The organism is Streptomyces sp. NPDC044063 (assembly GCF_056434285.1).
In genome coordinates this window covers 66619-87644 of the sequence record NZ_JBWKFM010000016.1, presented here as the reverse complement: position 1 = coordinate 87644, position 21026 = coordinate 66619, and the positions used below count along the sequence as shown (strand labels likewise).

Sequence of the window (21026 nt, the reverse complement as noted above, 5' to 3'; positions counted from 1 at the left end):
TGTCACCCGCCCAGTTGTGTGTTGACGATGGCCTCGACCAGCGTGGTGCCGGCCTCGGTGAGAGTGACGCTGCCGGCCTCGCGGTCGAGGGTCGCGAGCCCTCGGTCGGCGAGCGAGCCGAACACCGTCCCCCATCTGCCCGACAGCAGTGAGCTGTCCGGGAAACGGGAGCGGTGGACCTCCTCGAGCAGGGGCCGGCAGGTGGACAGCGCCATCTGCACCGCGCGCGTCTCGCGGTGCTCGGGGCTGACGGAGGTGACGTTCTCCAGCGGGATCTCGCCCTTGCCGACACGGTCCAGGTACTGCGCCGGGGCCGCCACCACATTGGCCTCGGCCTGCTCGCACCAGCTGTAGGCACCCAGGCCGATGCCCACCTGCGGGACCTGCTTGTCCTGGTCGAGGTTGAGGGAGCGCCACACCTGCGGCCCCATGTCCCGCCGTACGAAGTAGGTGGTGGGGTGCTCGTAGTAGCCGGCGGCGGCCAGCCGGTCGACGGCCGTCTCGCGCATCTGCCACTGCTCCCCCAGCGACGGCCACCGGTATCCGCGTTGTGCCAGTCGCTCACGCGTGTGCGGGTCCTCCCATGCCGCCGCGGACACGTGCCCGATCGCCGAGTCCACGTCGTGGAAGGACCGCAGATGCAGCTTGATCGCGACGACAGTGCTGAATTCGGCCTCGACCACGCGGTCGATGTCGCTGAGGAATCCGGTGACCGTCTGGCCGGGCAGACCCCAGACGAGGTCCCCGTCGACCCTGGTGAAACCCATGCGCCCGGCCGCCTCACGGACCTGGAGCGCCTGCTTTCCCGTGTGCCGGCGGTTTGCGGCCGCCAATAACCGGTCGTCCAGCGACTGGATGCCATAGGTGAGGGCGGTGAATCCCAGTCCGCGCATCGTCTCGAGAATGTCGTCGGTGAGGGAGTCCGGGCTTCCCTCGGCGCGCAGGGAGGTTCGCTCGTCGATGGCGAACGTCTCCCGGTAGAAGGTCACCAGCCGTTCGATCTCCTCGGCGGGCAGGACACTCGGTGTGCCGCCGAACAGACAGAACTCGCCGACCGGCGTGGTACGCAACGCCGGGACCGCCTCCACCCAGGCCCGCGCTTCGCTGATGTTCGCGTCCACCCATCGCCGTGCCGTGGCGTCGGCCAGCTCGGGCCTGGCGCTCGTCACGAGAATGGGGAACTGACAGAAGTGACACCGGTAGCGGCAGAGAGGGATGTCCGCCCAGAGATGGAACGATGGCGCTTTGCGCAGCCCACGGTCGAGTTCGCGAAAGAAATTCTGCGGGCCGCTTCTCGTATCCCCTGCGAACACGTGGGTGAACGCTTCAGCCTGCACATATCCGAGCAGTTCGTCATTGCGCTCATCGGACAGGAACGACGAGATCCGTGGCCGCGGATATGCGGGATCGATCTCGGAGAGACTGCGCAGAGCCTGTCCGCGATCATACGAGCCGGCTTTGCTGGGCACCATGCGTCTCCGTATCGATGACATCCGACAGGGTGCGGGCGGTGCGGGTCGATCTTCGGCGGCACACGATCAGCGAAACGGATATATGCGATCATCATTAATTCGATGACCACATTCGGTTGAAGTTAACGGAGACTTTCGAGGCCGTCAACGGCCGGATCCGCTGCTGGCCGAAAAGCGAGGTGTCCTCACGGCGTCCGAAATGCAGGACGGGTCAGCGGCGCCCGGACCCGTTCGCCAGGGACGGAGGCCAGCTCAAAAAACTGCTTCAATGGCCGGCATGTGGTCGCCACCTCGACTCGCCATGACCGACTCGACCTCCGAGGCGCTGGCCCGCTTCGGCTCGGCCTGGCAGCCAGGAGAACTGGGGACCGGGCAGGCGCAGCAAGCAGCCCTCCGCCGCGCCCGCGATGAAATTCCCGGCCTGAACGATCTGCTGGCCATGGCAGTGGCAGCCGCGAGCTCGGAGCTCGCGGTCATCATCCGGAACTTCCCCACCGGGGGCGCCGACGCCGCGTTGGCGATCGCCGCCGGCGCCCTCGGCACGGTCGACGGAAGCTACAACGGTCCGCGGCCCGACACGCTCGTGCACGACGTCGTCGACAGCGCGGCACGGCCCTACCGGGACCCCGACCCGCTCCACACCGACTCCCCGATGCTGCCGCACCCGCACGCCTACCTCGGGCTGCTCTGCGTCCGCCCGAGCCCGAACGGTGATGGGCACACCGTCCTCGTGCGCGCCGCGGACGTCGCCACCGAGCTCGCCGGGCAGAGCCGCCTCCGACCACTGCAGGACTCCTGCTACCCCTTCGCCGTCCCACAGGATCCCGGGGAAGGGAAGCCGACGGTCCTCACCCATCCGATCCTCGCCGGGGCCGACGGGAGCACCACAGTGCGCTATTGCCCGGTGCGGGTCGCAACAGGTGTGCGGCTCGCCGGGGACACGCTGGATTCCGAGCACCTCGACGCACTCCACGTCTTCGAGCGCACCCTGGAGCGGCCGGATCTGACCACGGTCTTCCTCCTGCGGGCGGGCGACCTGCTGCTGCTCGACAACCGACGCCTGCTCCACGGCCGCACCGACGTCCGGGCCGGCGGCGTCAGCCGTCACCTCAAGCGGGTGAAGGTGCACGTCTCCGGCTCACCGGGCACCACACCGGACCGTGATCCGATGAGCCGGTGACCACCCGGGACATGGCTGTCATGCGGCACGGGTCGCTGTGTTCGCTGTTTCGGAGCGGAAGCCGTGCCCGACCTCGGGTGCCAGACCGTGGTAGTGGCGGAAGTTGTAGATGAGCGGGCTCCAGAGAGCCGGGTCGATGTGGTGCGTGCCCGGCACGACGATGCTTTCGTCGGCGTGGACGCGCAGCACGTCGCATTCGACGGTGAGGAAAAGACCCGCGCCGCCCGGCGTCAGCGCACGGGCCCGTGCCTCCAACTGCAGCGCGCACTCGGCGACCCGCGGCGGCTTCACGATGTGGGAATCGGCCGGGGTGAGCCCGGACGCGGCGAACTTGTCCGGCTCGTACCGGTACACCGCCCGCTTGCTCTCGGGTACCGGATTGGCTCCGGTGAGTGGCGCCAGGCGTTCCACGTGCTGCCACAGCTCCGGCGATGCAACGTTGATCACCAGCTCGGAGCGCGCCGCGAGGTTGCGCACGGTCCGGCTCTCACTGCCCAGGCCCAGGACAATGTGCTGTCCCAGCGCCCAGGCGGAGGAGATCGGCGCAAGGTTGAACGTGCCGTCATCGTTCTCGGTGGTCAGCAGGACCACGGGCGTGCCGAAGTAGAGGATGCTCGGCCGGACCACTCGGTGGGTGTCAGTCGTCGTCATGTCTCCAGAGGCTAGGGGCGGGACGTTTCGGTGTTCGTCGAAACAACGGCCGGCGACAATGGTGCCGTGATCAGCCCCGATGTCTACGTCACTCACTCGGGCGCCGCATGGCTCGCGGACATGGGCATCAGCCAGGAAGCGGCACCTCATGTACGCACGTGCCTGGACTGGACGGAGCGGCGCTCGCACCTGGCGGGCGCGGTCGCCGCGGCCGTGTTCCACCATGCGGTTCAGGAGTCCTGGCTCGTGCCGGCCGAAGGCTCCCGCGTCGTGCGGCTGACGGACCAGGGGCGCGACGCCTTCCGACGGCACCTGGGCGTGACTGACGAGGCGCTCACAGCTCGCTGAGTGTCGGCAATGTCGCGGCCACCGCCACCGCCTCCGCCGAGGGCGATGACGGTGTCCACCGGCTGGGCGGGCTGGCGGAACTCGACCTCTGCCCCTGCGCGTCCGTCATCGCCCGCCTCGCCACCACCCGCGCCCGCGCCGAGCCACAGCTGATCACCTGCATCGCAACGGACCAGCACTCACTGAACGCTCCCAAGGGTCCCGAAGATGCGCAGCACCCATTGATCCATGCGGGCACCGAAGTCTGACGCCGAGGCGATGTCCGAGGCAGGAAGGCAACCGGCTTCGTCAAGCCCATCGAAGAAGTCCACGTCGGCCCAGCCACCACGGAAGAGGACGACTGACAGCTCGGCCTCAGCCGCACCGGAGATGACCAAACCGAGCGAGTCGGGGTCACGCACCCGGCCCCGTTCCGTCTCCAGCGGCCGAGGCCACTCCGCTTCCGCATCCCGCCAGGTCACCTCCCCCACCTCAAGCCCGGCCGATCTCCACCCCACGGCTCGTTCACCAAGAAGGGAAGCCGCCTCGTCAAGATCAACAACTCTGTCCATGAGGGGATGATCCCTCATGGACAGAGCCCTGTGGTCCCGGGGCATCCAGCGGCTGGACCGCGCGACGCACGCGGTGCACTGGGTAGAGCCGGTCAGCGGTCCCCGAGCGCCGCGACCGCGAACGCCAACCTGCGGTCCAGCCAGCGCGCCTTGATCTGGAACTCCTGGCCCACGGACTGCATGACCTGTTCCTCGCCCGCCAGCCACAGCAAGGTCCGTTCCTTGGCAGGACCGCCGTCGTCATACCCGAAGGAGACCGCGGACTCGACCAGCTCGCCGATAAACCTGCCCGCAGCGCGGGCCGCGGCTTCCTTGGGCGCGATGGCGGCCCACTTGTTGCGTCCCACGATCTCCGGGTGCCCCGGCTGCTGAATGCGCCACGTATGCCGCAGCAGCCTCCTCGACGCGGGTACTCGCCGGATCACTCCGATCTCCTGACCCTGACCGTCCCGCACGCTGTAGCGGCGCTCCTCGCCTTCCGCCTCGCGTTCCTCCGTCGCGCACAGGACCTGCCGCGCTTCCCGGTCCTCGTACAGCACCCGTCCGGAGACGCGAACACCGCTGGAGCCCGCGCGGAAGAAGGCACATGGGGCCTTGATCCGGTCCTGGCCCTCGCGCCTGGACACGCGCACGGCATTCGGGCCCAGCACAGGACGCTTGCGCCCCGGGCCAGTCTCACGCTCCACGATGTCTATCGAGAACTTGTGAACGCTCCGCCAATCGACGGCTGGTACCGGCGGCTCACTGTTCCTGTTCCTCCCCACGACCATGCCCCGACCCTACCTAAGCCACGATTCATGGCCCGTGGGCCCGCCCGGTGTCGTTGGCAGCGCCACGCCGGGATCAGGGCGTCGCCGGTGGGCAATCAACCGAGCCAGACGATGTCGATGACGTAGAGACGCGCGGCCGCGCGGTTGATGAAGTAGACGGCGCTGAGCTGTCCGACCGAGGCGGAGCGTACGTCCTCGCCTTCGGGGTCACCACGGTCGAAGGCCGGGAAGGACCACGGGTCGCGAGAAGCGATGGCCAGCACGTCCCGGAGTATCTCGCCGACGTGGGCAGGAAGAGCGTCCAGGACGTCCAGGGCCTTTGGCGACAGACGCACCTGCCAGGCCGCGTCACTCACGGGCGGCCTACGAACACATCGTCAAGGGCGATGCCGTCGGAGTCGTCCCTGCCCGCGGCGAGGAACGCGTCCACGGCCGGCGCGGCGGCGAGGCGGGCCTGCCAGGTACGTACGACGTCGTGGAGCGGGGTGAGACTGTAGCTGTGGCGGGAGTCCTCCAGTGCCCTCGCCCAGTCCCGCTCGAAGGCCGGCACCCACCGCTCGGAGCGGCGGTCGGCTCGGATCCGCGCGAGCACCCGTGCGGCCTCGGTGGGAGCGGGGGCAGGGGGCGGGACCGTCGCGTGCTCGGGCTGGGCGCTCATGGGATCCTCCAAGTGGGTCTCGTCATCACCGTACGCGCAGCGGCGCAGCCGCGGGCGCCGCTCGGCAAGTCGGTGGTGGTGGAGGGGCAGGCGAGGCTGCGGGCGGCTACCGCACCGGGTGGGTGCCGGCGGCCGTGAGTGGCATCGGCTCGTGGTTCGAGTCGGCCGGCCCGGAGCAGGGCGTGCAGTTCGGCGGTGTCGATGGTGGGGCCCAAGTCTCGCGGGCCAGCGCGGCGATGGACCGGCCGCCCTGGTATGCCGTGCGGACGGCGTCGGTCTTTTCGGTCGTGATGGCGGGGCGGCGGCCGCCCTTGCTGCCCTTGACCTCGGCGGCCCGCAGCCCGTCGTACGTCAGCTCACGCTGAAGGTCGCGCTGGAGTTCGCCGGCGGCGGCGAGGGTCTGCGCCATGAACTTCACCGTCGAGAGCGGTTCCCCGGTGCGGGTCCTCGCTCCCGGCGTGCCAGGCCGTCGGCATATGGCGGTCCGGTCGTCACTTATACGGGCGGAGGCGGGCCGTGCGCCGCTTCCGGCGCTATCGGTGTGATCACGATGCTCTCGTGAGGATTGGGGCCGTGGCCGCAGGCACTGAGCTGCGCTGATGGCACATGGCCTGGCTCCGAGCTCATGAGCCTCAGGGCAGTAGCTCTGGGGGAAGGCGAACGCAGGGTAGAACTGTGCATCTGACTCCACATGAACAAGAGCGCCTGATGATCCATGTCGCGGCGGACGTCGTCGACAAGCGTCTGAGACGGAACCCGCGCCTGCCAGTCAACTATGCCGAGGTGATGGCGGTGTTGACCTCGTACATCCTTGCGGAGGCCCGGCATGGCGAGGAGACCGTCGCCCAGGTGATGGCTGAAGGGAAGACGCTGCTGAAGGACGTGTGGGTCATGAGGGGCGTCCCCGAGATGATCGAACACGTGCAGGTGGAAGCCACTTTCCCCGACGGCACGAAGCTCGTCACCATCCGCAACCCCATCTTCAAGAGCGTGGGCACGACCGAATCGGCCGTCATTCCGGGCGATGTGGATCATGCTACGCACGTCGACGGCGGGAAGGTGCGGCACAACGCGCATCTTCAGGGCGACGTCCTCGAGCTGACCGTCACCAACGAGGACAGGTCCTACCGTCCCATCCAGATAGGTTCGCACTACCACTTCTACGAGGTGAACGAAGGACTGAAGTTCTACGACGCCGTCAACGGCAATCGGCTCCCGCGGCGGCCTCGACCTTGTCCTGGTGGAATCCGGCGGCGACAACCTCACCGCCACCTTCTCCAGGGGCCTGGTCGACCACCAGATCTTCATCATCGACGTGGCCGGCGGCGACGACATCCCCCGCAAGGGCGGCCCCGGCGTCACCACCGCCGACCTCCTCGTCATCAACAAGACCGACCTCGCCCCGTACGTCGGCTCCGACCTCGAGAACATGGCCCGCGACGCCAAAGCCCAACGCGGCCGGCTCCCCGTCGCCTTCACCACTCTCAAGACCGAGGACGGCGTGAAACCGGTCGCCGACTGGGTCCGCGCACGCCTCACCGACTGGACCGCGGTCCCCGCACGACCCCGCCACCGGGCACACCCGATCCTCCCCCAGCAGGCCCCCGCGGGCGTCCATGCCACCGCCCGCGTCGTGGCAGCCGCCCGGGGCGACACCACCATCCTGCTCGTTCTCAGCGGCGACGGGCCCTTCGACGTGCGGGGCCTGCGCCCGCACGGCAGCCAGGCGCGGGTGTGCATCATCGGCGCCATGATCGCCCCGCTCGGCGGCGACCGGCTGCGGATCGAAGCCACCGCCCAGCGCGGCGCCGCGCTGCACATCACCACCGCCGCCGCGACCCTCGCCCTGCGGGGACCGACCACCGAGCACGCCACCTACGACGTGCATCTGACCGTAGAAGAACAGGCACAGCTCCACTGGCTCCCCAAACCGCTGATCTGCGCGGCCGGCAGCAATCTGCGCCAGAGCTGGACTCTGCGCCAGAGCTGGACCATCGACCTCGCCCCCACCGCACGGCTCGTCCTGCGCGAGGAACAAATCCTCGGGCGCACCGGCGAAACCCCAGGCCACCTGACGACCCGCCTCACCGTCCGACGCGGCGGGCGCACCCTGCTGGACCAACAGGCCGAACCGTCGCCCCGGACAGCCTGCGCCTGCGTCACCTCCTTGACGCGGCACACACCACCCACTGAAACCGGCATCCACCTCACGTCCAAGCCGGTAGGCCGTCGCGTCTCCCTTCGCCGCCGCCTCGTCCAGGTAGCCCTGCCACCGGGTCGGCACGAACAGCGTCGGCGCGTTGCCCGGCATGTTGCGGCCGGCCGGCTGCGGCCGGCGCGCTACAGCGGCGTTCTGCCGCGGGACGGTTCCGGCTCGTCCTGCGACGACTGGTCGTGTCGGGGAAGCAGGAGCGGGGTGGCCAGGATGAGCAGTCCCGCCGCCGTGAGAGCGGTGCGTGGGCCGGTGACGTCGGCGAGCAGCCCGCCGAGTGCGGTGCAGACGGCGATGGACGCCTGCTGGCCGATCGACCAGGCGGTCAGGGTACGGGCGACGAGTTGCTTGGGCGTGCGTTCGAGCCGGTAGGTGGCGAGCACCGGGGTGTACAGGCTCATGTTGATGATGATCGCCAGTTCGACGGCCATCACGGTGAGGAGGCCGACGACGCCGGGGCGGACGAAGGTCAGGCCGATCAGCCAGACGGCACGCAGGGTACCGACGGTCCGGAAGACCCGGTCGCGGCCGTAGCGGGTCACGACGCGCTGGGCCAGGCGGGAGCCGATGAGTCCGCCGAGGCAGGGGGCGGCGAAGGCGAGGCCGTACTGCCAGGGCGGGAAGTGGAGCCGGCGCAGCATGAGTACGGCCAGCAGCGGTTCGGTGGCCATGATCAGGCCGGCGACGAGCATGTTGTTGAGGTAGAGCGCCCGCAGACCGCGATCGCCCATGATGTGTCGCCAGCCGTCGAGGATCGCGCCCGTCCGGGCCGGGTTCTCGCCGGTCGGTCGCGGCGCTTCCTCCCGGCCGCGGATCGCGGTGATGCCCAGTGCGGAGAGGAGGTAGCTGAGCGCGTCGGCCACCACGGTGGTGACCGGCCCGAACAAGCCGATCGCCGCCCCGCCCAGCGGTGGCCCGACCGCGATGGAGCTCCAGTTCGTAAACTCGAACCGCGCGTTGGCCACGAGCAGGTCGTCAGGCCGGACGAGCGCCTTCAGGTAGGCGCCGCTGGCAGCGCCGAACGCGATCTTGGCCGCGGCGACCACGGCCGAGACGACGAGCAGCTGGACAAAGCTGAGTCGGCCGAGGGCGTAGGCGAGGGGAATCGTCGCCATGGCCGCGAACCGGGTCAGGTCCGTCGCGATCATGACCGGACGCTTGCGCCGGAACTCCACCCACGGTGCGAGCGGCACCGCGATCAGCGCGCCCACCGCGGGCCCCACCGCGGACAGCGCGGACACCTCGGCGGGGCCGGCGTGCAGCGCCAGTACGGCGATCAGCGGTAATGCCCCGAACCCCAGAGCGGACCCGTACGCGCTCACCGCGTACGCCGCCCACAGCCAGCCGAACCGCCGGCCCAGCCGTCTCCTGCCCACCATGTTCGGCGCGCTCCCCTCGATGCCCCGATCGAACAAACCGATGTTGACCGGGGAGAGCTAATCGGGCGGCACAACAGCAGGTCAAACAACCGTCTCGCCCTCCCTGCACAACTATCGGTTGTTCACTAGGGTGGGTCGGTGTGGATCTCGAAGCAGTACGCACCTTCGTCGCCATCGCGGAAGCCGGCCAGTTCCAGAGGGCCGCCGCCGACCTGTCGATCACCCAGCAGGCCGTCTCCAAGCGCGTCGCCGCACTGGAGCGCGACCTCGGCGTGCGGCTGTTCACCCGTACGCCGCGCGGCGCCGAGCTCACCATCGACGGTCAGGCGTTCCTCCCCCACGCACGCGAGCTGCTACGGGCCGCCGACCGCGCGGTCGCGTCCGTACGTACCGGCCACCGCCCGCTGCGCGTCGACGTGATCAACTCGCGCGGCGCGGCGTCGGGACTGATGCGCGGCTTCCATCGCGCCCACCCCGGGATCGAGCTCGACGTGCTGATGCTGTTCGACATCGAGACGGCCGTCACCGCCATCCGCTCCGGCGCCATCGACGCGTCCTTCCGCGCCGTCGCCGCGCCCGGCCGGCCCTTTCCCGAGGACATCGAGTCCGTACGGGTGCTCGACGAGCCGCTCCAGCTCCTCACCGGCCCCGCCCACGCGCTGGCGGGCGCCACGTCGGTGACGCTCGCCGAGCTCGTCGGACACCGGATCTGGATGCCCGGCATCGTCCCCGGCACGGAGTGGGCCGCCTACTACGACGACCTCGTCGCCGAGTTCGGCCTCACCATCGAGGCGACCGGCCCCAACTTCGGCTCCGACGCCCTCCTCGACACCATCGCCGACACCCCGGCCCTGGCCACCTTCATGAGCGAGCAAACGCGCCTCGTCTGGCCCACCGGCCACGGCCTGCGCCGCATCCCGGTCACCGACCCGACACCCGTCTACCCCCACTCACTCCTGTGGCACCGCGACAACCCCCACCCGGCCCTGGCCACCCTCCGCACCCACCTCGCCGCCGCAACACCCGACAACGACGCCGCTGGAACCTGGACGCCGGACTGGGTGCTCCCGCGCTGAACGCGCCCGCATACCGCTCCGCCCCCTGGGGGCATTACGCCAGGAGTGCGCGCCAGCGGTCGGCCGATTCCACCATGTCCAGGGTGACCTTCTCCAGGAACGTTCCCGCCCTGGCCAGCCGCCGCCCCACGGGTGTGTCGGGCCCGGACGTCTCCGCCGCCGCCATCGCGGCCTGCGCCGCCTCGAGGGTTTGCTGTGCGCTGATCACGATCGAGTGGTACCAGGCGTCGTCATCGACCACGTAGATGTCGTGGCGTCGTCGCGGATCGCGCTCGCGGCGGACATATCCGTGCTGGACCAGGGAGTTCACGGCCACGGAGACGGAGGCCGGGCTGACCTTCAGTCTGCGGGTCAACTCGGCCGCGGTGCGCCTGCCGTCCTCGGCCAGCAGCAGATCGACGTGCACCCGCGCTGTCATCCTCGGCATTCCCGACCTGACCGCCAGCTCGACGATCTCCTCTTCCGCGGCGCCGCCGCCCGACGCTCCGGTCGCGCGTGGCGGTGCCGGTGTGCCACGCCGTGCCCGCTGGACCGTGGCCTGATGCGCCTGCTGGGGCCGGTAGCCGTGGGGGCCGCCGTTGCGTCCGACCTCCCGGCTGATCGTCGACGTCGGCCGGTCGAGCCGTCTGGCGATCTCGGCGTAGGAGAGCCTGTCGGCGAGTCCGGCCGCGATGCGCTGACGCTCCTGCTGGGTCAATCGTCCGCCTGGCATGTCGTCAGTATTGCCTTCACCGCCATTCATTGCAATGCATCGTTGCATTTAAGTTCAGCGTCATTGCATCAATTTACCGCCGCCGACCTGGGACAATAACTTCTCGCAGATTGACCCAGTCATGAATGCAACGTAGCTTTCGAGTTACGTCAAACGCGTACTATCGCGAGATGAGGAATGGTCATGGGTGAATCCGTCCACACCGTCACCACATTGCCGACGGCGCGTCAGCCCGGCTGTCCCTTCGACCCGCCGGCAGAGCTGATCGACGCCCGCCGGCACGGCCCCATCAGCCGCTGCACCCACCCCGGCGGAACACCCGGCTGGCTCATCACCGGGTACGACCTGGTCAGGTCGGTCCTGGCCGACCCCCGGTTCAGCTCGCGCAGGGAGCTCATGAACGTCGTGGACTTCGAGCTTCCCCCGGCGCCGCCGGGCGAGTTCCTCCTCATGGACGACCCACAGCACCGCCGCTACCGCAAGCCGCTGATGGGCAGGTTCACCGTACGGCGCATGCGGCAGCTCACCGAGCGCGTCGAGCAGATCACTGCCGACTGCCTGAACGCCATGGAGAACGCCGGGCCGCCGACGGACCTGGTGACCGCTTTCGCCAAGCCCCTCCCCGCCATCGTCATCTGTGAGCTGCTGGGGGTGCCGTACGAGGACCGGGGATCCTTCCAGGAGCAGATCGACACGTTCATGGGCGGGGAGACGAGCGACGAGGAGCTCATAGCGGCCTACACCGCCACCCAGCACTACCTCGCCGAGCTGGTCGCCGCCAAGCGCGCGAACCCCACCGACGACGTACTCAGCGAACTCACCGACAGCGATCTGACCGACGAGGAGCTGAAGGGGATCGCCCTGATCCTGCTGGCGGCCGGATTCGACACCACCGCGAACATGCTGGCGCTGGGCACCTTCGCGCTGCTGCGCAACCCGGTGCAACTGGCCACCCTCCGCGCGGATCCCGCGCTCACCGACGGGGCCGTGGAGGAGCTGCTGCGCTATCTGAGCGTCGCCAAGCAGTTCTGGAGGACGGCGCTGGAAGATGTCGAGCTGGGCGGTCAGACCATCAAGGCCGGCACGACGGTCGTCCTGTCGTACAACACCGCCAATCGCGACCCCGAGCGCTTCACCGACCCCCACACGCTCGAACTCCACCGGCAGGACGGCGGCCACCTGGCCTTCGGCCACGGCATCCACCAGTGTCTGGGCCAGCAACTGGCCCGCGTCGAGATGCGGGTCGCGTTCCGCGCGCTGTTCAACCGCTTCCCCACACTGCGCCTGGCCGTACCGGCCGAGGAAGTCGCCCTGCGCCCGGAGACCGCGGACATCTACGGGGTGAAGAGCCTGCCGGTCACCTGGGACGTGTGACCGCGAGCCCGTGGCACGTCCAGGGCCCGTACGGTCGCCCGCCATCGCCCGCCATCGCCCGCCATCGCGCCATCGCGCGCTGGTCACGATCCGACGGGTTCGAGCACCTGGGCGGGGTGCGGGACGTCGGCGGCCAGCGTGGGGTAGTCGGTGTACCCGGTCTCTCCCCCCACGTACATCATGTGCTGGTCGCGCACCTGGTTGAGCGGCGCACCGATGCGCATGCGTTCGACGAGGTCAGGGTTGGCCAGGAAGGCACGGCCCAGTGCGATCAGGTCGGCTCCCGCGTCCAGCAGCCGCTCACCCGCGCCTCGGCCGCCGTCGGCGGGGATCGGCCCTCCCCAGCCCAGCGCCGGGTTGGCGATCAGCGTGCCCGTCCAGGTCTTCCGGAGCTCGTGGAAGAGGGGCTGGTCGGGGTCGGCCCAGACGATGTGCAGGTAGGCCAGGCCGGTGTCCGCCAGTGCCTCGACGAGCGCCGGGTAGATGCTCTGCGTGTCACCCTCCTCGATGCCGTTGACGGTGTTTCCCGGGGAGATGCGCAGGCCCACCCGCTCGGGGCCGATGGCTTCGGCGACCGCCCGGACCACCTCGACGACGAACCGGATGCGGCCGGCGACCGAACCGCCGTAGCCGTCGGTGCGGTGGTTGGTGTTCCGCGCCATGAACTGGTGCAGGAGATGACCGTTGGCGGCGTGCACCTCCACTCCGGCGAAGCCGGCGTCGATGGCGTTGCGGGCGGCGGCGGCGAAATCGGCCACGGTGGACCGGATGTCGTCCTGCGTCATCTCCCGCGGTACGACGGCCTCCTGGCGCCCGCCGGGCGTGTGAATCGTCTCCGGGAGCGGTATGGGCGACGGCGCGAGGGGCATCAGTCCGCTGTTGTCGGGATGGCCGACCCGGCCACCGTGCTGCAGTTGCAGGAACATCTGGCCGCCCTTCGCCGCCACCGCGTCGGTGACCTGCCGCCATCCGGCCACATGTGCCTCGTTGTGGATCGCGGGGATGTTGGGGTACGTCTGCCCCACGGCGTTCGGGGTGGCGGCCTCGGCGATGATCAGCCCCGCGGAGGCGCGCTGCGCGTAGTAGGTGGCCATGATGGGCTGCGGGACGCCGTCGGCGCCGGCCCGGTTGCGGGTCAACGGCGCCATCACCAGGCGGTTGGGCAGGTGCAGAGGGCCGAGGCGGGCGTGGTCGAAGAGGCGGGACGGTGCTTGTGTGTTCGTCATGCCGGTACGGTAGAAGCTGACATCAGTGTCAGGTTCAAGTCCGTGGCGGCAGCGACAGGCGGGGTGGGGAATGCGGATCGGCGAACTGGCGCGGCGCAGCGGCGTGAGCGAGCGTTCGTTGCGCTACTACGAGACGCAGGGCCTCCTGAAGGCCGAGCGCACTCCGGGCGGCCAGCGGTACTACGGCGAGTGGGCGGTCGACCGGGTCATCCGCGTCCAGGCGCTCTACGCGGCGGGGCTCAACAGCAAGAAGATCGCCCAGCTGCTCCCCTGCATGCGGGACACGGACGGCGGCCCCTCCGAGGCCGCCACCGAGCAGCTGGTCGTGGAGCTCACCTCGGAACGCGACCGTATCAGCCGACTGATCAGCGACCTGGTCCGCTCCCGCGACGTCCTGGACGAAGTCATCACCACGGCGTCGGTCGGCGTCTCCTAGGGGCCGGTGTCATTGCGGAGCCCGGCGTCCCGAGATCGCGATGACTGCCAGGGGGAAGGACAGATGTTCGGGGTTGCCGATCTCGTCGAGCGCCAGCTGGAGATCGTCCTCGCCGAGGAATCCGCCATGGGTGAGCCGAGGACCGATGGTCTCCAGCGTCAGCCGTGAGAACTCGGCGATCGGCGCTCCGGCGTGGAATGCGGGCAGGCCGGCCTCGGCCCGCACATCGAGGTATCCGGCCCGGCGAAGGACCCCTGCCGCCCGGCTGCCCCAGTCCGCGTCCATCCCGAAGGCCGCGGTGAGCATGGCCCACCACCCCTCGATGGCCCGGCGCAGCGGCGATGTGGCGGGCAGGCAGTGTCGGGGGAAGTGGACGAGTTCTTCGAGGAGGAGCACGCCGCCGGGGGCCAGCCAGCGGTGCATGCGCTCGACGGTCTGCTCCCGCTGGGGCAGGTGCATGAGGACCGTGCGCGCGTGAATGAGCTGGAAGGAGCCGTAGGGGAAGGCGTCGTGGGTGACGTCGTGGCGCAGTACGGTCATGTTGGAGGGGACGGGTTCCCGTACGAGTGTCACGTCCAGGTCGGTGGCGGTCACCCGTCCTTGGGGACAGGCCGCGGCCATCCAGTGGGCGATCGTTCCGGTACCGGCTCCGACCTCCAGGCATGACCAGTCCGTGCCGATGCCGAGTGCCTCCATCCGCCGTTGGGTGCCGTCGTCGAACGCCTCCGCCAACGCCAGCAGACGAGCGGTTTCCGCGGGATGCAGATGCCCCAGCACGTCGTCGTACTGCCCGGCCGCGCTGCCGGCGCCGACCGCCGTGTTCGTCGTTGCCTCGTTCGTCTCCCGCATCCCCGCAACCAACTCCTCATCGATCATCGGTACTCGGACTTCCACTGCTCGGCAAACCGGAATGCAAAGGACCGCCGGTGCCGTTGTGCCCATGCCGGGAGGCCGGCACCCGCGTCAAGATGGGGTCGTGCCGCCCGGGCCAGCCGACGATCACGACCTTCTTCTGCCTTTCAGAGGGTCGCGCCGGGGCCGCCACCCGGCTGAAACCTCCGGCCTTCGAACCGCCGCAGCCGCGGGAACGGGCCGAATCCGAGCGAGGGTCCGGGGTCGTACCACGGGAGTACCGGGATAGGCTGAACCGATGTTCAGCAACATAGGGCCGTTCGAAGCAGTTGCCATCGGCATCGTCATCGTTGCCTTGTACGTCGTGCCGTCGGTCATCGCGTTCCCAGCTGACCGTCGGCCCGTGTGACGGCGCCTCGCCACATGAGATGACGTCGCTGTGCCAAAGCCGACAGAGCACGATGACCGCCTCGCATGGCGGCGTAGTGGTTGAGTCGGAAGAATTCATACGGTGCTCTCTCTTGGCAGTGGGGCGCGCGGGGCGGGCAGGTGACTGCGGGTCCGGGTGAAGAACGCGGCCGTGCCGAGCAGCCACATCGGCAGGAACCACGCGGGGCCGAGCAACAGATGACCGTACGGAGCGTCCGTGTGCGTGAAGCCGGCGGTGAAACCGACCTATGTCGGGCCGGGCCATAGGCGGACAGGAACTGCATCTGCCCGCACAGCACGCGCAACAGGCTGCTCTTGCCCGAGCCGTTCTCCCCCACAACTCCCGCCAGGGTGCCCGGATCAAGGTGGAACGAGACCCCCTTCAGGACGCGACGCGACCGATAGGCCTTGTGTACGTCGCGCACGCGCAGAGCGTACGGGGTGGACGGCACGGTGGGTCTCCTCCTCGTGGCAGGGCCAGCGCGGCCCGGCCCCGGTTGCCTTCCCGGGATACCGACGCAGGGGAGTCATCGGTGTCCCACGCCAGGTGGTAGCGGCACACCGTGGCCATGGACGGGGGTGCAGCCGGTCCGCGGCCTCACGCAGCGCGAAATCGACGAGCCCCGTCCCACGCCTCAGGAGCTTCTCCCCCTCCGCTGCGAGCTCGGACTCGTTCAGCAAGCCGACGCCGCGCGGCGGGTGTACGTCATCGATTCCTTGCCCCGTCCGGTTGTCCCTCGTGGCCATCTCGGCCCGTCAGCTCACATAACGACGGCGACGATCAGGGGTTCCGGCCCCGGAGCGTTGCGTGCCGGTCTCGGTGAGGGTGGAGGGTGGAGGGTGCCATGCTCGGCCCAACGAGCTTGCGACACAAGGGACTCGAGTTCCCGCATTCCCTTACTGCGCGGGGCGCAACACGGCTAACCGGCGGGCAATTGCCCACCCTGGGAGAAAGGCGCAGCACGTGCGCCATCGCAAGAAGAAGGACCGGTCGCCTGCGGGCCCGGCTCTACCAGATCTACCGCTGGACGGCTCCCCTCGTGGGCACCGTCATCGTCGCGGTGTTCCGGTGGTGGGCTCCGCTACGTCCATCGGCCGTGCCTGGCTGGCCCGGCCCCCCATTGTCGACCGGGTGGACATCGCGCTCCCACGGTACCGGTTTCGAGCGTGCCCAGCGAGGTCATGTGATGTGTTGCCGTCATCTGCAGAACCGGCCGTGGCCTTCGGGCGGCCAGACAGACGACGACCGAGTAAATATTCGAGTGTCCGTACGACATGCTCGCCGCACGCCGTGGGATCCGCAGCGTCGCCTTCAGCCTGGCACAGCGGCTGCGGTGGCCTGGCAGGCAGTAGACCGGCCCGCTCGGCCCGCGCTCGTCGCAGTGCCCAGGCTGTGCCAAGCGGGGGACACGGCAGTGACCGGCCGCGCGGCGGCCTGTTGAACGCTGCATGCCGTCCTCACGCCATCGCCGCCGACCACCACGGCCGCCAGCCGTCACCCGCCGCCACGCACCGCTCATCGGCGAGTTCGGCGCCCACCCGGTTACGTGCCATCAGGCGTTCCAGGTCGCCGTCGACGCGATCGCCGACATCCTGCCCCAGGAGGAGTCCCTCGCCCTGACCAAGCGCTTGGGCTTCTGCGACTGCGGCCGGCTCTCCCTCGATGGCGACGAATTCGCCCGTAGCGCCCTGAGTACGATCGCGGCTGCCGACATGACCGCCTGCCAGGGCCTGGTGCTCGCGGCGATCGACTACGCCCACCGCACTTTCGGATGCGCCGGTCTGAACGCCCTGCTCCACGAGCTCACCGAAGGCCACCGGGCGACCTTCGAACCCCCGGCTCTGACCGCCCTCCTGGATCGCGTCCGCGCGGCCCACCGGGCGGAGTACGGCCATGCCGGGCACAGACAGGTCCCCGACGCCGTGACGTGGCCGAAGACCGCGGCGACCTCCATGCCCGAGCTCATCCCGCGCCCAGTACGGGCGATCGACGAAGGCTCGCGCGCACCCCGAAGCCAGGGTTCCCACAATCCATGATCTTTTCGATTGGCTCGTCGAACGACCGGCCGTCGACAATGGGCCGATGGACGAGTCAATGAGCGCTTCCCAGAGGTGGAGCGGGTCGGTCAAGGTGAACGGGCCGGACCGGGGTTCCGTCGGCAGAATCCATCGGTACCCGTCGGCCGGTCCTCCCGGTGGTGGCGCGGGTGACCAGACTTCCGCGGGGGCGGAAGTAGCCGCCGGGCACCGGTGTGAGGGCGAAGTCGCGGGCGTTGCCGATGAACCACCACGTGCCGTGCCGGATGCTGACGGTCCGGGGACCGGGTGCCTGGCCGCGCGCCCGCATGATCATCGTGGCGCGTAGGGCGACGGCGTAGGGGACGTGCACGACGTCCCACGGCAGGCCGGCGGTCATCGGCGCAGGAAGGCCCCCTTGCCCAGCGGTGCTCGGTGAGACCCGGGCCCTAGGGGCTGATGGCGAGCCGACGGCGGATGGCCGCCGGCTCGTCCGGGGTATAGGCGATCACCACACCTTGCCTCCCCCGATCAGGGACTGGAGGGCAGCGGGATCAGCGCGGACTCGCCGCGCGACCAGCACGCGCGGGCCAGGACGGGTCAGGTTGCCGCGAGCCAAGCCAACCGGCTGCCTTGCGGAAGGCGCTGGCCCGAGCGAGCCACTCTCTGGACGGGGTCAGGCAGTGTCCACTTGGCGCAGCAGGCTGTACGAGTACGGCAGCCGTTCGGCTAATCCGCGTTGGGTGTAACCGGCGCGCTTGCGATGCTCGGCGATGCGCCTTCCAATGTGGTCGTCTTCCCATCCCAGCTTGCGCACACTGGTCTCCGTTCCTGACTCACCATCTGGAACGGTACCCCTGCACTTTGATCGGGGGAACGGAGTCCGCCCCAGGGCAATCGGTCCGGGGGCGGCTCCATGTGGTGGGATCACCACATGACCACTCCCGTGCTCTACCTCCTGGGAACGGCCGCGCCCCCGGTCCTGGACATCGGAGGCCCCATCCGCCGGGCCCACTCGGACGGATGGGACGTCTGCCTGGGGTTGACTCCCACCGCGGCGGAATGGCTCGAGGAAAGTCTGCCCGAGCTGGAGTCGCTCACCGGCCGTCCCATCCGGTCCCGGCACCGCCGGCCCACCGAGGTCGACGTGTGGCCTCCCGCTGATGTCGCTCTGGTGGCGCCGGCAACGTTCAACACGATCAACCATTGGGCGCTCGGACTGACCGATCACTTCGTCGTGGCCTTCGCCGCGGAAGCCATCGGCAAGGGCATCCCCTTGGTGACGATGCCCTGCGTGAACAGTGCGCTCGCGCAGCACCCGCAGTTCGATCGCTCGCTTTCGACCCTCAAGGATGCCGGCGTCACCGTTCTCCACGGCGAGACGCGCTTCGATTGGAGTGCCGCGCTCGCGGCAGCGGGCGAGCGGAAGGCCTGACAGAAGCCGCGGCCCCTTACATCGCGAATCGGGAGGCGGTGATGGGCCGGCGCTCCGGTCCGGGAACTCAGCCGCGACGGACTCGCCGTCGACGAGCTCGACCCGCACCCGGAGGGTGAGTCGCCATACTGGTTCGTTTGACCGGGACTGCCTCGTAACTCCGCTGCCGGCATCGTCACAGGAGCCGCGTTCAGGGGCTTTGTGGTCGTCGTCGGAGGTCAGCAACCCTTGTCGGCTCGCTCGATCGCTGCGCGCAGCAGTTGGGCCATGGATCGGCCGGCCACTCGCAGTGGCTCTGGATCCCGGGCGGCCCGGGAGAGCATGAACGCTCCCTCCAGGTTCATGATCAATGAATAGGCGAGTGACCGTACCTCGTCGGGATCGTGCACCCACCGGGCGAACCATTGCCCACCCGCGCTCACCCACTCGGCGAACACCTCCGCTGTCGCGACTCGCAGGACCTCGTTGGTGCTGGCCATCTCCAATGCCACCGTCGCGATCGGGCAGGCATCGGCATACTCCGTCGCGACAAGGTCGTCGGCAGCCGCCTCGAAGGCGTGTACGACGGACTCGACCGGGTCCGGGACGCTGTCCAGCAGTGCCAGCACCATGCGGCCGTACTCGGCGCCGGCCGTGCGGATCGCGTCCTCGGCCAGTTGCTGCTTGCCACCGGGAAAGAAGTGGTAGATCGAGCCGAAGGGCGCGTCGGCTTCCGCCGCGATCCGTTTCAGACCGGTGCCCGGGTAGCCGACGCGGCGGAACAGCATCGTGGCGGCGCTCTGGATCCTGGTCCGCGTGTCCGGCTGGTCCCGTTCGATGTCCATCACCCTTTGCGTACCGAGTCCTTGGCGTTGCCGCCCGCCTCCGCTACGTTCCAGTAGAACAATCTATCAAGGGGGTTCGATGCCAGGAATAGAGCTGTCATCCGGGCCGATCGACTACCAGGACACCGGCGGTGACGGACCGGTGCTCGTGTTCGGCCACGGCGTGCCGATGGACGGTGCGCAGTGGCGCAAGGTGGTGCCCCTGCTGGACGGGTATCGCTGCATCCTGCCGACGCTGCCTCTGGGCGGTCACCGCAGGCCGATGAACCCCGACGCCGATCTCTCCCAGCGCGGCGTCGTACGACTGCTGGGCGAGTTCATCGAGCGGCTGGGGCTGAACGACGTGACCCTCGTACTCAACGACTGGGGCGGCGGCCAGTTCCTCGTTCTGGAGAAGCAGGGGCAAAGGGTCGCACGGCTGGTACTGGTGGCCTGCGAGGCGTTCGACAACTTTCCCCCGGGGCCTACCAAGGCACTGGCCACCGTGTGCCGGATCCCTGGAGGCCTCCGGCTTCTGATCCAGCTGATGCGCATCCCCGCTGTCCGGACCAGCCCCAAGGGATACGGCGGCATGAGCCGTCGCGGCATCCCCGACGAGATCACGAAGAACTGGTTCGCTCCTGTGACCCGGAGCAAGGCCATTCGCAGGGACTTCGCCAAGTTCGCCACCTCGGCACCCGACCGCAAGACGCTGCTGGACTGGAGCCGGCAGCTGAGCGGCTTCGACCGTCCGGTCCTGGTCGTCTGGGCCACCGAGGATCCCTTGATGCCGCGTGAGCACGGCCCCCGGCTGGCGGAGCTGTACCCGAAGGGACGGCTGGTCGAGATCACCGACTCATCCACCCTTGTCCCCGAGGATCAGCCCGAGAAACTCGCTGCTGTTCTCAGAGACTTCCTGCGACAGACCGGAGCTGGTCCTTCCCGCTGATGCGCCGCCCGAGGGCAGGGAGTGCCGGGCGCCGCTCCCGTACGGGGATCAACGCCGGGTCAGCGCCAGCACGCTCAGGCCGAACATCAAGACGCCCAGTGGGATATGGACCGACGGAACGTGCGCGATGCCCAGCACGACCTGGACGGAGGCGAGTACGAGGAATCCTGTCGCGTGCCAGACAGGCCGGGGCGAACTGCCGCCCGGCTTCCATGCCAGCACCGCCGCGAGTACGTGCAGCATCGACGCCCCGTACATCACACGGGCTCCGATGCTGTGCAGCGTCTCTCCGTAGGACGAGGTCAGCAGCAGCCCGGCGGAAACCGCCTGAAGGAAGATGGTCACGGTCTGGAGGGCGATCGCGAACTTCAGGAACCAGGAGTTGCTCTGTGTCTTCGCCGTCACCTGAGTGGCCATGTCACAGTCCCCTCTTTTCCGCCCCGGGCGGGAGCTCGGTAAGGTCTCACCAGTCCGACGACGCGGGCCCGCGAAAGGTA

At 69.1% G+C, this 21026-nt stretch carries 21 protein-coding genes and 6 pseudogenes; 12 read left to right on the top strand and 15 right to left on the bottom strand.

Annotated elements, in window-relative coordinates:
- Positions 1 to 2: 2 nt before the first annotated feature.
- Positions 3 to 1472, bottom strand: a complete 1470-nt coding sequence (locus AC07BS_RS20825) for a radical SAM protein (protein WP_478933699.1) — start codon at positions 1470 to 1472, stop codon at positions 3 to 5.
- 301 nt (positions 1473 to 1773) lie between these two features.
- Between AC07BS_RS20825 and AC07BS_RS20820 the strand changes: the two genes are divergently transcribed.
- Positions 1774 to 2652 carry a TauD/TfdA family dioxygenase gene (locus AC07BS_RS20820; RefSeq protein ID WP_478933697.1) on the top strand — a complete coding sequence of 293 codons (879 nt, stop codon included), beginning with the start codon at positions 1774 to 1776 and terminating at the stop codon, positions 2650 to 2652.
- Between the two features lie 18 nt (positions 2653 to 2670).
- On the opposite strand, the gene AC07BS_RS20815 is transcribed toward AC07BS_RS20820, so the two are convergent.
- Positions 2671 to 3303, bottom strand: a complete 633-nt coding sequence (locus AC07BS_RS20815) for a flavin reductase family protein (protein ID WP_478933695.1) — start codon at positions 3301 to 3303, stop codon at positions 2671 to 2673.
- A gap of 66 nt (positions 3304 to 3369) precedes the next feature.
- On the opposite strand from AC07BS_RS20815, the gene AC07BS_RS20810 reads away from it, so the two are divergent.
- Positions 3370 to 3651, top strand: a complete 282-nt coding sequence (locus AC07BS_RS20810) for a hypothetical protein (protein WP_478933693.1) — start codon at positions 3370 to 3372, stop codon at positions 3649 to 3651.
- A gap of 179 nt (positions 3652 to 3830) precedes the next feature.
- Here AC07BS_RS20810 and AC07BS_RS20805 read toward each other — a convergent pair whose 3' ends face one another.
- From AC07BS_RS20805 to AC07BS_RS20785, 5 genes and pseudogenes are all read right to left on the bottom strand, one after another.
- Positions 3831 to 4202 (bottom strand): hypothetical protein, encoded by a 372-nt coding sequence (locus AC07BS_RS20805; RefSeq protein WP_478933691.1) that lies wholly within the window; start codon positions 4200 to 4202, stop codon positions 3831 to 3833.
- 92 nt (positions 4203 to 4294) lie between these two features.
- Positions 4295 to 4828: a hypothetical protein gene (locus AC07BS_RS20800; RefSeq protein ID WP_478637749.1), complete on the bottom strand. Its 534-nt coding sequence runs from the start codon at positions 4826 to 4828 to the stop codon at positions 4295 to 4297.
- A 239-nt stretch (positions 4829 to 5067) separates the two neighbouring features.
- Positions 5068 to 5328: a type II toxin-antitoxin system RelE family toxin gene (locus AC07BS_RS20795; protein ID WP_478933688.1), complete on the bottom strand. Its 261-nt coding sequence runs from the start codon at positions 5326 to 5328 to the stop codon at positions 5068 to 5070.
- Positions 5325 to 5630 carry a DUF6247 family protein gene (locus AC07BS_RS20790; protein ID WP_478637753.1) on the bottom strand — a complete coding sequence of 102 codons (306 nt, stop codon included), beginning with the start codon at positions 5628 to 5630 and terminating at the stop codon, positions 5325 to 5327. Before AC07BS_RS20790 ends, AC07BS_RS20795 begins: the two co-directional genes overlap by 4 nt.
- A gap of 217 nt (positions 5631 to 5847) precedes the next feature.
- Positions 5848 to 6072, bottom strand: a pseudogene (locus AC07BS_RS20785) (recombinase family protein); the annotation flags it as partial.
- A gap of 233 nt (positions 6073 to 6305) precedes the next feature.
- Here AC07BS_RS20785 and ureA point away from each other — a divergent pair.
- The 4 pseudogenes from ureA to AC07BS_RS20765 all read left to right on the top strand — a co-directional run.
- Positions 6306 to 6611, top strand: a pseudogene (ureA, locus tag AC07BS_RS20780) (urease subunit gamma); the annotation flags it as partial.
- A gap of 9 nt (positions 6612 to 6620) precedes the next feature.
- A pseudogene (locus AC07BS_RS20775) lies at positions 6621 to 6809 on the top strand (urease subunit beta); the annotation flags it as partial.
- Between the two features lie 40 nt (positions 6810 to 6849).
- A pseudogene (locus AC07BS_RS20770) lies at positions 6850 to 7191 on the top strand (GTP-binding protein); the annotation flags it as partial.
- Positions 7192 to 7380: 189 nt separating this feature from the next.
- Positions 7381 to 7695: pseudogene (locus AC07BS_RS20765) on the top strand (urease accessory protein UreD); the annotation flags it as partial.
- A gap of 275 nt (positions 7696 to 7970) precedes the next feature.
- On the opposite strand, the gene AC07BS_RS20760 reads toward AC07BS_RS20765, so the two are convergent.
- The gene (locus tag AC07BS_RS20760) at positions 7971 to 9221 is read right to left on the bottom strand and encodes an MFS transporter (protein WP_478933686.1); all 1251 of its coding nucleotides are present in this window, start codon (positions 9219 to 9221) and stop codon (positions 7971 to 7973) included.
- Positions 9222 to 9361: 140 nt separating this feature from the next.
- On the opposite strand from AC07BS_RS20760, the gene AC07BS_RS20755 reads away from it, so the two are divergent.
- A complete protein-coding gene (locus tag AC07BS_RS20755) occupies positions 9362 to 10297 on the top strand; it encodes a LysR family transcriptional regulator (protein WP_478933684.1) in 936 nt (311 codons plus the stop codon).
- A 34-nt stretch (positions 10298 to 10331) separates the two neighbouring features.
- Here the strand turns inward: AC07BS_RS20755 and AC07BS_RS20750 are convergent, their stop codons facing one another.
- Entirely contained in the window at positions 10332 to 11009 is a 678-nt protein-coding gene (locus AC07BS_RS20750; RefSeq protein WP_478933682.1) for a GbsR/MarR family transcriptional regulator, read from the bottom strand.
- 183 nt (positions 11010 to 11192) lie between these two features.
- On the opposite strand from AC07BS_RS20750, the gene AC07BS_RS20745 reads away from it, so the two are divergent.
- Positions 11193 to 12383: a cytochrome P450 gene (locus tag AC07BS_RS20745; RefSeq protein WP_478933680.1), complete on the top strand. Its 1191-nt coding sequence runs from the start codon at positions 11193 to 11195 to the stop codon at positions 12381 to 12383.
- Between the two features lie 83 nt (positions 12384 to 12466).
- Here the strand turns inward: AC07BS_RS20745 and AC07BS_RS20740 are convergent, their stop codons facing one another.
- Positions 12467 to 13609 (bottom strand): alkene reductase, encoded by a 1143-nt coding sequence (locus tag AC07BS_RS20740; protein ID WP_478933678.1) that lies wholly within the window; start codon positions 13607 to 13609, stop codon positions 12467 to 12469.
- Between the two features lie 70 nt (positions 13610 to 13679).
- On the opposite strand from AC07BS_RS20740, the gene AC07BS_RS20735 reads away from it, so the two are divergent.
- Positions 13680 to 14045 carry a MerR family transcriptional regulator gene (locus AC07BS_RS20735; RefSeq protein WP_478933676.1) on the top strand — a complete coding sequence of 122 codons (366 nt, stop codon included), beginning with the start codon at positions 13680 to 13682 and terminating at the stop codon, positions 14043 to 14045.
- Between the two features lie 9 nt (positions 14046 to 14054).
- Here the strand turns inward: AC07BS_RS20735 and AC07BS_RS20730 are convergent, their stop codons facing one another.
- Both AC07BS_RS20730 and AC07BS_RS20725 read right to left on the bottom strand, forming a co-directional pair.
- Entirely contained in the window at positions 14055 to 14894 is an 840-nt protein-coding gene (locus tag AC07BS_RS20730) for a class I SAM-dependent methyltransferase (RefSeq protein ID WP_478933674.1), read from the bottom strand.
- A gap of 377 nt (positions 14895 to 15271) precedes the next feature.
- Complete coding sequence (locus tag AC07BS_RS20725) at positions 15272 to 15751, bottom strand: ATP-binding cassette domain-containing protein (protein WP_478933672.1); 480 nt, start codon at positions 15749 to 15751, stop codon at positions 15272 to 15274.
- 1024 nt (positions 15752 to 16775) lie between these two features.
- Here AC07BS_RS20725 and AC07BS_RS20720 point away from each other — a divergent pair.
- Complete coding sequence (locus AC07BS_RS20720) at positions 16776 to 17363, top strand: hypothetical protein (RefSeq protein WP_478933670.1); 588 nt, start codon at positions 16776 to 16778, stop codon at positions 17361 to 17363.
- 664 nt (positions 17364 to 18027) lie between these two features.
- Here the strand turns inward: AC07BS_RS20720 and AC07BS_RS20715 are convergent.
- Positions 18028 to 18150 (bottom strand): annotated as a pseudogene (locus tag AC07BS_RS20715) (transcriptional regulator); the annotation flags it as partial.
- Positions 18151 to 18276: 126 nt separating this feature from the next.
- Here AC07BS_RS20715 and AC07BS_RS20710 point away from each other — a divergent pair.
- Positions 18277 to 18777 carry a flavoprotein gene (locus tag AC07BS_RS20710; protein ID WP_478637770.1) on the top strand — a complete coding sequence of 167 codons (501 nt, stop codon included), beginning with the start codon at positions 18277 to 18279 and terminating at the stop codon, positions 18775 to 18777.
- A 218-nt stretch (positions 18778 to 18995) separates the two neighbouring features.
- Here AC07BS_RS20710 and AC07BS_RS20705 read toward each other — a convergent pair whose 3' ends face one another.
- Entirely contained in the window at positions 18996 to 19601 is a 606-nt protein-coding gene (locus tag AC07BS_RS20705; RefSeq protein WP_478933668.1) for a TetR/AcrR family transcriptional regulator, read from the bottom strand.
- A gap of 79 nt (positions 19602 to 19680) precedes the next feature.
- On the opposite strand from AC07BS_RS20705, the gene AC07BS_RS20700 reads away from it, so the two are divergent.
- On the top strand, positions 19681 to 20529 hold the full coding sequence (locus AC07BS_RS20700) for an alpha/beta fold hydrolase (protein WP_478933666.1): 849 nt from the start codon (positions 19681 to 19683) through the stop codon (positions 20527 to 20529).
- A gap of 48 nt (positions 20530 to 20577) precedes the next feature.
- Here AC07BS_RS20700 and AC07BS_RS20695 read toward each other — a convergent pair whose 3' ends face one another.
- A complete protein-coding gene (locus tag AC07BS_RS20695; protein ID WP_478933664.1) occupies positions 20578 to 20946 on the bottom strand; it encodes a hypothetical protein in 369 nt (122 codons plus the stop codon).
- Positions 20947 to 21026 lie beyond the last annotated feature (80 nt).